Raw genomic sequence first — 12,542 nt, 5'->3', positions numbered from 1 at the left:
CCCCGACTAAATTCCAGCATCCGCCAAACAGGGCCAATTGTGTCGAAATATTAAGCTCTGTTTCATTTTCGTCACATATAGGGGGGTAACCTGACCACAAGGGGATAGTCCGTGATACGATTGCTTTCCGTAACCGTGACAGATAGGGAGAACTTCTTTGGCACTACGGGTTGCTGTTGTTGGATCGGGACCGGCTGGTTCCTCTGCTGCCGAAACGCTTGCAAAAGCAGGGATTGAGACCTACCTGTTTGAGCGCAAGCTGGATAATGCGAAGCCTTGTGGCGGGGCCATACCCCTTTGTATGGTGAGCGAGTTTGATCTCCCCGATCACATCATTGATCGTCGGGTGAGAAAAATGAAAATGATCTCCCCGTCCAATATCGAAGTCGATATCAATTTAGAAAAACAAGAAGAATATATTGGGATGTGTCGCCGGGAAGTCCTCGATGGATTCCTGCGCGATCGCGCTGAAAAACTAGGCGCAAACCTGATTAATGGCACCGTTCACAAACTGGATATTCCCACAAACAATAGGGATCCCTATATCCTCCACTATGCCGACCATTCAGACGGCAGCGTCGCCGGGACCCAAAAAACCCTAAAAGTGGATATGGTCATTGGGGCTGACGGAGCGAACTCTCGCGTCGCCAAAGCCATTGATGCTGGGGACTATAACTACGCGATCGCCTTCCAAGAGCGGATTCGCCTCCCCGAAGACAAAATGGCCTATTACAATGACCTGGCAGAAATGTATGTGGGAACTGACGTTTCCCCAGACTTCTATGCCTGGGTTTTCCCCAAATATGACCATGTGGCCGTGGGAACTGGCACCATGAAAGTCAACCAAGCTTTAATCAAAAAGCTGCAAGCAGGCATTCGGACCCGGGCCGCCAAACGGCTAGAAGGGGGCGAAATCATCAAAGTGGAAGCGCATCCGATTCCGGAACATCCCCGTCCGCGTCGAGTGGTGGGTCGCGTCGCCCTCGTCGGAGATGCCGCAGGTACCGTCACCAAATCATCTGGGGAAGGGATTTATTTTGCAGCCAAATCCGCTCGGATGTGCGCCGAAACCATCGTCGAATTTTCCGAAGGCGGGACCCGCGTTCCGACAGAAGAGGAACTGAAAATTTATCTGAAGCGCTGGGATAAGAAATACGGCATCACCTATGCGGTACTGGACATCCTACAACGGGTGTTTTATCGCACCGATGCCACTCGGGAAGCCTTTGTGGAAATGTGTGCCGATATGGATGTTCAGCGCATGACGTTTGACAGCTATCTGTATAAAACCGTCGTTCCCGCCAATCCTTTCGTGCAGATGAAGATTACCGCGAAAACAATTGGCAGTTTGCTCCGGGGTAACGCCTTGGCGCCCTAGAACCGCCCAGAACAGGATCCAGCTAGAGCCGATGAATCGGGAAAGTTGGATTCTGTTTGGAGTCGTCCGGAAGCTGATCCCTGGGATCAGTCTTGCGGAAAATTGTTAGAAATAGCGCTCTCCCACGACATTAAGCAGTTAGGGGGAGCGTTTTTCTATGGAATCGTGAAACGACCCTGAACACAGAGGAGTCTCACCCCACAGGGTAGAACTTCAGGGAGTTCAAAAAGGCGAAACTCCCCATCCGGTTCTTCCTTTTTTGTGGGGTGAGACTATACTGCCTGTGGGTTTTCATTAGCCGGTGCCGTGCTAGGCAACTCTAAGCAATAACCTGCACCATAGACCGTTTTAATGTAGCGAGGATGTCGAGGATCGGGTTCGAGTTTCGTCCTCAGATGTCTAACATGAACCCGGATCGTTTCGATATCATCATCGGGGTCATATCCCCAAACTTCTTTGAGAATTTCACTGGGAGAGACGGTTTGGCCGTGACGTTGCAACAAGCAGTGCAACAGTTCAAATTCCAGGTGAGTCAGCTTGACCGTGCGATCGAACCAAATGGCTTCAAACCGTTCAGGGACGAGGGTCAGGGGTCCATAGTTGAGAATCTCCGCGTGTTTGGCAGCCTGGGGAATGCGATCGGTGCGTCGCAACAAGGCTCTAACCCGTGCAAGCATTTCTTCAACTTCAAAGGGTTTAGTCAGGTAATCATCAGCACCCGCATTGAAACCTTCGACCTTATCATGGGTTTGACCTAAAGCTGTCAGCATCAGGACGGGTATATCGGCTGTACGCTCATCACGCCGAAGCCGTTGACATACTGTGAATCCATCCACCCGAGGCAGCATCAGATCGAGCATGATTAAATCGGGGATCAGTTGCAGCGCAAGCGCTTGACCTTTGATGCCATCTTCGGCTTGACTGACTTCATAGCCAGCCATCTCCAGATTGACGGCGACTAATTCTGAGATTGCAGGGTCATCGTCAATGACGAGTATCCGGGGCATGGTTCAAAATTTTGAAAGACTGGGTTGATTACGGTTCATAAAGAACCATGTAGAGAATCGTAAAGATTCCTCTACAAATTATAAGCAAGGATTCTAAAATCTTTCCAAAGAATTATTCCCGGATTTGAACGGCTTAGATCCGGGGGAGGGTCCGCGATCGGATCGGCTCGATAATTTGTCATTGAATGGATATTTTTTAAGGAAATAAACCCGTTCTCCAGGGTTCTCCCCCTGGAATAAAGGCACATTTCCCCGCGAACCTCCCGGCGATCGCCCTAGGGCGACAATCCGGACGCTACTCCGGGCGAGGGGCGTGCAAATCCCCTGGAGTATTAAAATTTCTTAACATCCGGAATTCCGCAGTGCCTACCTCCAAAGGAGTAGTCCCAATCTGGGGTAACCACCGTTGAAACGATCGCCCCCCTTGGTCCAGAAACTGCTGTAACGGTTCTAAAGCCGATCGCCGATAAAATCCACACATCGGATGCCAAAGCGTTCCCTGCTGGGGAACCAGGGCCAGACTCTCCGGGGGTAGATGGGGCAGTTGAGAGGCCCACTGCTGGACGATCGCTGGATCTAATAACGGTAAATCACAGGCTAACAACAACACCCACTCCGCCTCAATCTGACTCAACCCTTCCCAAACCGCCCCTAAAGGACCCCGTTGGTGCTCCGTCTCTGGCAGCGCCTGTACTGTCCTTCCCGAGAGATGTTCCGGGTTTAGCATGGACTCATAGCGTTCCGGCCAAGGGGTGATGTAATAAACCAAGGGCGCACAGTGACAGGCCACCTCACAGACCCGCTGGAGTAGGGGCTTTCCGTCCCAGAGAATTTGGGCTTTATCTTCCCCCATGCGAGAACTTTGGCCTCCAGCGAGGAGAAGGGCCGCGAGTTGGGGATTGGTGGGAATGGATTCGCTCATTGTTTGCTAGGGCATGGGGACAGGGATTATAGGGAATCCGATAAAAACCCGCACCCTCAAGGGTGGGTCTATACGGACGAAGCCTGCCTTTGCAGGCTGAAGAGGAAAACAGGTCTTTTAAAAACCCGCACCCTCAAGGGTGTAGGGCTGTTTGATTCTCCCAGCCCAATTAATTTTTGCATTGTTCAATCGCTTTATCTGGCGGAGTATACAGGCATATTCCCCTCCTGTGGAGGGGTGTCCCGAAGGGACGGGGTGGTGTCTTGATTGGGAAGAAACATATACTTTTGAGTAAAGAAGCATAGCTCAATATTTGATTACTAGCTAGAATTTACCACCCCGCCCCTGCGGGGCATCCCTCCTGTAGGAGGGGAATTTTGGGGCATATTCCCCTCCTGTGGAGGGGTGTCCCGAAGGGACGGGGTGGAATTCCCCTCCCTTGGAGGGGTGCCCCAAAGGGGCGGGGTGGTCCTTAGGTTCAACTTAGGAAATCAGGCCGAAAACCCTTGCTCCGTAAAGCTTACGGGGTAAGGAAAATTTGACAATGAAACAGCCCCACCCTGAAGGGTGCGGGTTTTTTGGATTTTATTTTTTGGAGTTCCCTAATGCACAACCGATCGCGAACTCACGGCTTGAGTAATTTCCTGGAGTTTAGCAGCAACTCGACCACTCTTAAACCCTTCCCGCGCTTGAGTAATGCCGCTGATCAGATCTTTAGCAATACCACAATGCCAGAGGTAAAACCCCCCACTCCAGACGGCAGACTCCATCAGTTCGCTGGGTTCACCCCGCAGGACTCCTTGCATTTGGGCGGGGAATGCGTCGGATTGGAAGGGGACATTTTCTGGGGTAAATCCATAGTCCCGAGGATGCAGAAGCAGACGCTGGAATGGATCGGATTGGGGAGACTCAGACTCGGAGGCGGCAGGTGGGGGGGAAGTCTCGGAGGGATTGCTATATCCGATGATGGCGGTGCGTTCCCGAGGTAAATCACAACTGCCTTCTAATCCTTTGACTGTGGTCAAGCGGGAGTCACCGCGTAATCCTAAAGCATCGCGAAACATCAGTTCGGTGGGGGGATGGACGAACCCGGCGACGAGGTGGCGATCGCCCTGATAGGGAGCCCAAATCAGTTCTAAGGTGGCGACTGGGGGTCGTTTCCCCAGTTGTTCTCGGTAGGGAACCAGACTCTGCGCTTCGGGAAACTGTTTGGGAAGATAGACAAATCCCACTCCCGTTGCTTGCAAGACGGACTGGAGTTGTTTGAGGTCGCTCTTTCGCCAGTTCACCCCCAAGGCATCCCAAATTTCCACACAAGGAATGCCATACTTGGTGGGCATTTTATCCCCGCCGTGGAGGAGTACAGGTTGACCGTAACTGGCGAGGAGAATGGCACTCAGGACAGTGACAGGTGCGGTGCGCGATCGCCCATCGTAGGGACATCCCCAAACCATCACCGGGGAGGACGCGGCGATCGGCCCCAGTTTCGGCCCGATTTCCTCGTAGGCATCCAGCATCCCCGCTAATTCTTCCCCCGTCGGACGCTTGATGCGGTGAGCGATTAAAAATGCGCCGATTTGTGCCTGGGTTGCTTCCCCCACTAGCATCATCCGCATTGCATCCGCTGCTTCTGTGCGGGACAGGTTTTGGCTGGTGTGGGGACCACTGCCGACTTTCTTGACAAATTCTGTGAACGCTGTACTCATGAGTGAGAGGGTGAGTGAATAAAGGGGGAATAAACGGGAAAAAACCGGGGAATCTTGGGCGGGGGTGAGGAATCTGTGCAAATGAACATCACAGAAATTGAGTAGAAATTCCAGTTTTTAACCGGGTGCAACCTTGCTCGGCAAAAAGTCATGAACCAGTTGCCAAAAGTGTTGGATGGGGGGAATTTGGAGGCGATCGCTCGTGGTGACGATCACCACTTGCCGATTCCAACAAGAATCCCCCGCCAATGTAGGATAAATTCCGTTCAATGGGGAGGGGGTGGAAGGGCAATCTATTTGATCTACCGGGGGTAGAGAGCGAATGGCAACTTTGGGGTCACAACGGGCTTCGACTAAGGCCGATTCGGGCAACAGTGCCACCATCTCACCCTCCTGAACGACCCCACGAAAGGCATCGGGAGTATTTAACTCTAACACCGCCCGCAAGGTCAGGTTGTATTTAGCAAAGATATCTTGAACTAACCGCTGCATTCCATACCCATCTTTAAAAACAACTTGAGGATAGCGCGCTAATTCTTGCCAGGGTACGGGGTCATATTGAGCGAGGGGATGAGTGGCTGCCATTAACACTTGAATGGACTCATTGTAGAGAATGTCAACGACCATTTCTGCATTAGAGGTTAATAGGCGGTTATTCATGACGATCGCCAGATCGACGAGGCCATCTTTGAGGACTTTTAAGGCGCGATCGCTTCCTAATGCCGTTACCCGTAACTGAACTTCCGGATACTGCCGACAAAATTTTCGTAAAATAGGAGGTAAATAATAGGCACAAACCGAGTGAATTGCAGCGACACAGAGTTCGGGCTGTTTCCCTTCTAATAAATTGCTCAGTTCCTCTTGTGCGGTGTGCCATTCCTGACAAATTTTACGGGCATGGGGGAAAAATCGCTCTCCGGGCAAAGTTAATTTTGCCTGAGCACTGCGATGAAATAACGGTAAGCCCAGTTCTGCTTCCAGAGACTGTATTTGACGGCTAATTGTAGATTGGGTGACCCCGCATCGACGGGCCGCTTGTTGGAAACTACCCGTATCAGCAATTGCCATAAAAGCTTGTAACTGCTCTAGGCGCATATATGGAGAGATAAATAAGATTTTTCCGCATTTTTTATCTTACCTGAAAACCTCCCAATTTTTGGTACAAATTGATACCGGATTTTCAGGGATTTTCTCTATCCTTGGGTTCATCTGGGGATGAATTGCATCGGAGTTGGGGACAACCCCAGGGCGATCGCAGCAACCCGTGAAATCTACTCCGGTTGAGACCCCTCTCTAATCTCCTCCTCTGGGCTAAGGAGAGGGGACCGGATGCAGAAGGATTGGGTTTTTATGGGTCAAAACCTCTCTTACCCCATCTAGTGCTGATGGTCAATGTTAAATCTGTCGGTCCCCGGGGGCTTGATTCTGAGAGATTTTTCTGTTCAGAATGCCCATAATTCACAACGTAAAGGTGATTGGGAATTTCCGGCTGAAAATTATCCCTATTTTCATGATTTTGCCAGGTATTTGTTCACTTTATTAAACCCGAAATAAAGGAAATATTAGGCGTTGTTTGATACTTCCAAACCCCTTACCCATGAAAAAAGTTTTCTTGAAAACCCCGGCCTTTTCAGTTGCTTCAAATCAATTAAATGGGGTCCATTTTGGACAATTTATGGAGCAAAAGACCTGGAGTTTCTAAATGGGATAAACCCCTGGAGCAGCCTAATTCAAAATATCCATATCTTTCATGTTAACTGCATCTTAATCTCTGAACAAATCTTATCCTCAAGGGGTGGGTTTTGTAGCGATCGCTGCCAAAAAACAGGGTTTTGGGTGTAACTACCCTACATCTTATGCAAAACCTAAATGAATAAATCCCTGGAGAGGGGAAAAGGTTTAGGAGTGTTTTCCCGGGAATCCCTTGCCCCCAGGGTTCCAGCCAGGATAGCTGATGGACAAACCCAGGACGATCGCCCCTTGTCAAAATTCCCTAACTTTTTACCCATTCTTCCAAGGCGATCGCCACACCTTGTTTGAGAGAGGGACTGGCAGTGGGTTGACAGGAGAGCTCTAGCAGTTGCCGATAGGCTTCGTCGGGCGCAATCTGTTTCAGGGCGGCGATCGCATGAAACCGGACTCCAGCCTCGGAGGTAGCTAACAGTTGAATCAGGGGTTCTATGCTAGTTTTTTGCCCCAAATAACCCAACGCCGAGGCGATCGCTTGTTCCCTACGCATCCAGTCTCTCCCCGCAGCTTTTGCCTTGGAGTTTAACAGTTTAGTCAGCATCTGCGCCGCTTTTGGCTTCAACTGGGGCACTTCGACCCTTCCCAGTAAAGAGACAATTTCTGCTACCACCTCGGGACTAGAACTATGCTTTTGTCGGCTAACTAATGCTTTTTCTAAATACTCCAAAGCTTCCGGAGTTCCCATCCAAGCTAAGGCACGAACCGTATTAATTTGTAAAGGGATTGGGGTAGCTGGGGAGTGGAGAATTTCATCTAAACAGGCTGCTGCTTTTGGCGTTGCCACTCGTCCCAGGGAAATCGCCGCCTGATGGGTGACACCGGGGTTAAAATCCCACAAACGCTCCCGCAGGAGTTCCTCGATTTCTGAGGCGAGCACGCTGTAGATGCCCTGGGTATCGTGTTTATAGGAGGGTCGCATGGCGCATAATCCTAAGCCGATGGTGGCTTCCCGACGCACGGAGGCATGGAAGTCATGGATGGATTCGACGAGGACCTGGGGGATACGCGGGTCATCATAGCTATTCAGGGCGGCGATCGCCTCGGAACGCACTTGGGGATCGCGATCGCCCACCACACTCAAGAGGGGCTCGATAATTTGGGGATGGCGGATTTTGCCTAAAGAGCGCACCGCTAATGCTCGGGAGGTAGAGTCCCTTAACTGCTCACTTAAAGCAGCGATCGCCGGTTCTCCCATTTGAGCCAAGGCATTGCCTGCCATAGAGCTTAATTCTTCTTCCGGGCTATGGAGTAATTCAATTAAGGCGGCGATCGCATCGGGGCTCTTAAACTCCGCTAGGATTCGACCCGCAAACCATCGTAATTCCACTTCGGCATCAGGATCACCCAAAATGTCCAACAGCGGGGCGATCGCCTCGGTTCCCAGACGAGGGAATACTTTCGCGACTTCCCATCGTTGTTGAAAATCCCCGTATTCTAAGACTTGATCCGCCAAACCGAGTAGGGAGGAGATATTGATCTGCGGCGATCGCCCGTTCGGTTGCTCTGTTGAGACGGGGAGAGACTCCACTCTAGCTGTCCCTGGGATTGTGGCTAGTTTTTCCAAACATTGGGTCACCAATTGCCAATCTTCTTGTTTTGCCGCTGCGTTAGCTTGTTCTAACAGATGAGAGAGAGTTGGGGGCATAGTGATGGGTGGGTTTTGAATGGGGCGGGGTGCGATGCTTGCCAAAGTTACAAGGGTTCCAGTCTGAACTTTTATCCCTTTCAATTTATCCTCGGTGTGGCTGGATGTGCTAGTAGGGTTTGGCCCGTTGATACCTAAATCGAATTTTCCTCATCCGTAAATTGCATTAGGCTCTAACTTTGGTATCTAATTTTACCAAGTTGCTGTAAGGGATTTGAAGCCTTTACCTAGAATGTCCGTGCAGTTGGAGAACTCAGGGACCTGAAACCTGGTTTCGTACTCCCATAAGAGTCCGCTTTGTCACTTGCTTGAGAAAGAGAAACCTGGTTTTTTGTCCTCTGGAACTCATCTTATCCCACTGCCTTAAGTTTAGGTTTTGCTTAAGAGGGAATTAAATTTTAAAAGAGTATCAAATGTTGCTTAAAAATATCAGAAAAGATGCTATCAATCTGCGGTTAGCGCGGGTTGCTCCGGCACAAGCCCTCCGGGAGTTTTCATCCGAAGGTAATTGCGATCGCTTCCTTAATAAAAGAGTCAAGCGTGAGAACTAACACTTAAATTTACCGGGTCCGGGATCAAAGTGACGGATATTCTTAAGGGTAAACATTGCATCAATGCCGCATATAAGATAACAAGCACTAGAACTAATAGGGCTGATGCCTCATCACCGCTTATAGAGTGAGGGTTATCCCTCCAAATTTACGTCAGTCCTAACTCAAACCTAAACATTCCATATATATAGGGAGATGTTCAGTTTGGGGATTGCTGTTACCCCGTGGGATGATGACGGGTTGCCGGAATCGGGAATGACTTTAAACGGGTTAAAATAGCTTGTGCCGTTTGGGGACGACTGTGCCAGTCGGGTGCCATCAAGTCATCGAGTAACTGGGCAAACTCGGGAGAAAGATCCGGAAGGCGACTGCGCCAGATGAGCTGCCCTTGGGGGGTTTCGGGAAAGTCGAGGGGGGTTAACCCGGTTAAGGCATATAAAAAAGTGCGTGCGATCGCGAAAAAATCCGATTGCGGTTGGGTATCCCCAAGGAGTTGTTCCGGGGGTGCATAACCCGAGGTTCCTACCCGGGTACTTCTACTGTGGCGATCGGCGACACTGCCAAAATCAATCAGTTGCACTTGTCCATCGGGTGTGAGAATCAGATTGCTCGGTTTAATATCTCGATGCACCAATCCTTCGTGATGAATTGTGCTGACTATCTCCATCAACTGTGCTAACCATTTGCCAGCAACGGTTTCAGAAATAGGACCCTGGTTTTCAATTGTTTCTTCTAGGGTTTTCCCGGCTTTTTTTTCCATCACGAACCCCTGGAGGGATTTGCGATCGCCAAGGGTGAGGATAAAATATCCTCCCGGTTCCACCTGGGGAATCCCCGGGTGTCGCAACCAGATTAAAACTCGCGCTTCTTGCTTAAACAAGCGGACAAAATCGGGCTGAGTCGTAAATTTAAGGACTTTCATCACCTTAGCGGTTCCCCACTCCTGTTCCCCCCAATCCTGGACTTCATAGATATCGCAGGGGTAAGCGGGATTTGGTTCGCGCAAGGGGGTTTTGAGGCGATAGCGATCGCAAATCAGCAAGGGAGAACCGCAGTTGCTGCAGTGACTTTCAGTATCGGGATTTTCCCGCTGGATGCAGTTGGGATTAATACAGTAACTCACAACCCATTTTAGAAGAAGATTGGCTCCTGATGAGTGAGGGGAAACTTGGCTTTGTTGCAACGGTGAAAGCATTTTTTAGAAAAGCTGTCTCCTGAAGCCAAATTTCCCCGGTTTGGATTGGGTTCTCTAGGCGATCGCCCAGAAAAAACCCCCTTTAACTCGCCATCAGCGCAAGCAAGTTACGAAGGTTAGCGCTGGCATATCCCACATCCCTTTGGGTTTTATCTTCGAGTTTTCCAGCAATCGATTCGAGTTGAGTAATCAACTCATCATATCCCCCACTTCGCATCACGAAAAATTGCAATTGATTTTTAATCAGTTGCACCATTTGGGGTTTTTGAGTTGCAGCGGCTTTGCCTTTTTTGCCAGAAGTCGCCCCGGCGCCGAGGTTATGTTGGATTAAAATTCTTAAACTTGACAGTTTTTGAGTTTTCACCAACTGTTTAATTTCTTCACAAGCATTTTCCACTAATTTAGTGGTGACAAACTTCATCATCAAAGGTTGTACGGTGAAGAAAATATCGCTCGCTGTTTCTTGTTTCTCAATTAAGGCGCGGCGATCCAAGGAATCGAGGGTTTTGAGCATATCCGAAAGGGATACAGGTAATAACATATTCTCGCGCAAGCGGGTCAGGGTAACCGGAGACCGCTCGATCGCCAACCAGTATAAAATCTCTTCTTCTGAGGGAGATAACCGCCCGAAATGCTGCTCTAGTAGATGAGTCAGTGTATCTTCTATAAACAACTCGGTAGCTTTGAGGAAAGTGGCCGTATTTCCATTAAAAAATTCTTTAATGGTCATGGCAACAACCTTATACGCCAAGAGATTATCTCCATAGCGTTTAACCAGTTCGAGCCACTCTTTATCCGTGGGAGGCACGCCTTTATCAGCAAAGATTTCTCGGGCGATTTCGTGGGAATCCATCGGTTGCAGGGTCTGGACTTTTTCCCCATGCAGTAAGGCAATTTCAGCCGGTTCTTCCGTGGTGACGAGGACGAAACAGCTTTGATGATTGGTTTGGGCAATTCGCTTGATGAAATCGCGATAGTTTTCAAATCCTGGACGATAATTACCGGCGAGTTCATCACCCTTGAGCAAGGCATCGATATCGTCTAAGATGATCAGGCAGCGATTCTTTTTCAGGAAGTCTAGCAGTTTTAAGATTCTGCCGCTGAGGTCATCGGGAATATCTGGTTTCTTTTGGGTTGAAAGGGTTTGCAGTAGGTTCCCTAATAAGTCTTCGAGTTTGGGGGTTGCACAGAGGGACCGCCACACCACGAATTCAAACTCGCTTTCGAGTTGTTTAGCAATCTGTACAGAAAGTACGGTTTTGCCGATGCCTGTCATGCCCAAAAGGGTGACTAACCGAGAGCTTTCATCGATAATTAATTCTTCTAGAATTTTAAGTTCTTCGGTGCGTCCATAAAACTGGGATACATCCGGCGACTCACCCCAGTCTGGGCGGTGGGTTCCGGTGGAGACAACTTCGTTAGAAGGTTCGGGGGCTGCCGGTTCAGTTTTTTTGCTGGAAGTTGCAGCCGGTTCGGCTTTGGCTTTACCTTTGGTTTTAGTGGGTGCTGGTGCTTCGGTTTCTTGGGCTTGGTATTGATAGAATAGCTGATGCCGCAATTCGGCCAGCTTGCCCGGACCACGCCCGTAAATGCTAAATTTTCTGTAGACTTCGCCGAGTCGTTTGCGCACGGCAATGTTGCTGATCCCGAGGATCGTGGCGATCGCAGCGGTGGAATTGCCGTCAAGTGCCATCATGACGGTTTCTAACTCAGCATCGGAAACGCCTCGTTCTTTAGCGACTCCGGTTAAAAATTCGGGGGGAATTTGGTTAGTCAAGGTTTCTGAGCTTTACAAACGATACAACGTTTTTCATTATACTGTGTTTCTAACGATTTGTTGCCCGCTTCTGCGATCGCCAGAAAAATTTTTGCTCCATAGCGTTTTGTACCCATGCCGATCGCCTAAAGAGACAATCCCGGGACATTGTTCGCCGATCTTTCCCCCGGGCGCTCAATGTTCTAACCCTTATCCCCTGCTGATTTGGACCGTTCTAGCCCCTCTAGTCGAAGTGTTTCTTTCTTTAGCTACTTGACAATATTTTATAGATCGTGCTTCAGCACTTTGAATAAAAAATCAAGTGTTTCACCGATATTTTAGTCATCCCGGAAAAAACTTAACCCTAGAGAGATAAAATTGTTCATCCCCTCACCTCCCCTCTAAGTCAGCAGTTGGGAAAAAACAGCGAGTAAGCATGATTCCCTGGCCCGATCATGGCTCACTTCCGTGAGGTGCTGCTCCTGAGTCGGCCAGAAAGCATCAGAAACCGCAAGTTATAACAGGCTTTCAAGACAACCCGGAGGAGAGTAACTTTTTGTTTATCCCGATGGATCACAGAATATATACTTAGCCCCAAAAGGGAAAAATTTTAACATAAGGGATAGAAAAAAT

Annotated in this window: 9 protein-coding genes; 2 read left to right on the top strand and 7 right to left on the bottom strand. The window is 49.5% G+C overall.

The features are described from left to right. The first annotated feature begins 157 nt into the window (after positions 1 to 157). Positions 158 to 1,378 carry a geranylgeranyl reductase gene (gene chlP, locus NG792_RS17805; protein WP_261197602.1) on the top strand — a complete coding sequence of 407 codons (1,221 nt, stop codon included), beginning with the start codon at positions 158 to 160 and terminating at the stop codon, positions 1,376 to 1,378. A 272-nt stretch (positions 1,379 to 1,650) separates the two neighbouring features. On the opposite strand, the gene NG792_RS17800 is transcribed toward chlP, so the two are convergent. The 5 genes from NG792_RS17800 to NG792_RS17780 form a co-directional block, all read right to left on the bottom strand. Continuing rightward, positions 1,651 to 2,385 carry a response regulator transcription factor gene (locus NG792_RS17800; protein WP_254567101.1) on the bottom strand — a complete coding sequence of 245 codons (735 nt, stop codon included), beginning with the start codon at positions 2,383 to 2,385 and terminating at the stop codon, positions 1,651 to 1,653. A gap of 295 nt (positions 2,386 to 2,680) precedes the next feature. Continuing rightward, positions 2,681 to 3,307, bottom strand: coding sequence for a molybdenum cofactor guanylyltransferase (locus NG792_RS17795; protein ID WP_261236266.1), 627 nt, complete (start codon positions 3,305 to 3,307; stop codon positions 2,681 to 2,683). A 602-nt stretch (positions 3,308 to 3,909) separates the two neighbouring features. Beyond that, positions 3,910 to 5,013, bottom strand: coding sequence for an anthranilate phosphoribosyltransferase family protein (locus tag NG792_RS17790; protein ID WP_261236265.1), 1,104 nt, complete (start codon positions 5,011 to 5,013; stop codon positions 3,910 to 3,912). 117 nt (positions 5,014 to 5,130) lie between these two features. Continuing rightward, positions 5,131 to 6,108, bottom strand: a complete 978-nt coding sequence (locus NG792_RS17785) for a LysR family transcriptional regulator (protein ID WP_261197599.1) — start codon at positions 6,106 to 6,108, stop codon at positions 5,131 to 5,133. Between the two features lie 898 nt (positions 6,109 to 7,006). Continuing rightward, entirely contained in the window at positions 7,007 to 8,407 is a 1,401-nt protein-coding gene (locus NG792_RS17780; RefSeq protein WP_261236264.1) for a HEAT repeat domain-containing protein, read from the bottom strand. 413 nt (positions 8,408 to 8,820) lie between these two features. Here NG792_RS17780 and NG792_RS17775 point away from each other — a divergent pair, with 413 nt between their 5' ends. Then, positions 8,821 to 8,958, top strand: a complete 138-nt coding sequence (locus NG792_RS17775; RefSeq protein WP_261236263.1) for a hypothetical protein — start codon at positions 8,821 to 8,823, stop codon at positions 8,956 to 8,958. Between the two features lie 217 nt (positions 8,959 to 9,175). Here NG792_RS17775 and NG792_RS17770 read toward each other — a convergent pair whose 3' ends face one another. Both NG792_RS17770 and NG792_RS17765 read right to left on the bottom strand, forming a co-directional pair. Next, a complete protein-coding gene (locus NG792_RS17770; RefSeq protein ID WP_261236262.1) occupies positions 9,176 to 10,153 on the bottom strand; it encodes a serine/threonine protein kinase in 978 nt (325 codons plus the stop codon). A gap of 82 nt (positions 10,154 to 10,235) precedes the next feature. Next, positions 10,236 to 11,930: an NB-ARC domain-containing protein gene (locus NG792_RS17765; protein WP_261236261.1), complete on the bottom strand. Its 1,695-nt coding sequence runs from the start codon at positions 11,928 to 11,930 to the stop codon at positions 10,236 to 10,238. Positions 11,931 to 12,542: the final 612 nt, after the last annotated feature.

It is taken from the genome of Laspinema olomoucense D3b (assembly GCF_025370785.1).
GTDB lineage: Bacteria > Cyanobacteriota > Cyanobacteriia > Cyanobacteriales > Laspinemataceae > Laspinema > Laspinema olomoucense.
This window is presented reverse-complemented; position numbering and strand designations above follow the sequence as displayed.

What these genes read in the sequence shown, in the direction of transcription:
- NG792_RS17795 (WP_261236266.1), bottom strand. Translation starts at nt 3,307, where the DNA reads ATGAGCGAATCCATTCCCACCAATCCCCAACTCGCGGCCCTTCTCCTC.
- NG792_RS17790 (WP_261236265.1), bottom strand. Translation starts at nt 5,013, where the DNA reads ATGAGTACAGCGTTCACAGAATTTGTCAAGAAAGTCGGCAGTGGTCCC.
- NG792_RS17780 (WP_261236264.1), bottom strand. Translation starts at nt 8,407, where the DNA reads ATGCCCCCAACTCTCTCTCATCTGTTAGAACAAGCTAACGCAGCGGCA.
- NG792_RS17785 (WP_261197599.1), bottom strand. Translation starts at nt 6,108, where the DNA reads ATGCGCCTAGAGCAGTTACAAGCTTTTATGGCAATTGCTGATACGGGT.
- NG792_RS17770 (WP_261236262.1), bottom strand. Translation starts at nt 10,153, where the DNA reads ATGCTTTCACCGTTGCAACAAAGCCAAGTTTCCCCTCACTCATCAGGA.
- NG792_RS17800 (WP_254567101.1), bottom strand. Translation starts at nt 2,385, where the DNA reads ATGCCCCGGATACTCGTCATTGACGATGACCCTGCAATCTCAGAATTA.
- NG792_RS17775 (WP_261236263.1), top strand. Translation starts at nt 8,821, where the DNA reads ATGTTGCTTAAAAATATCAGAAAAGATGCTATCAATCTGCGGTTAGCG.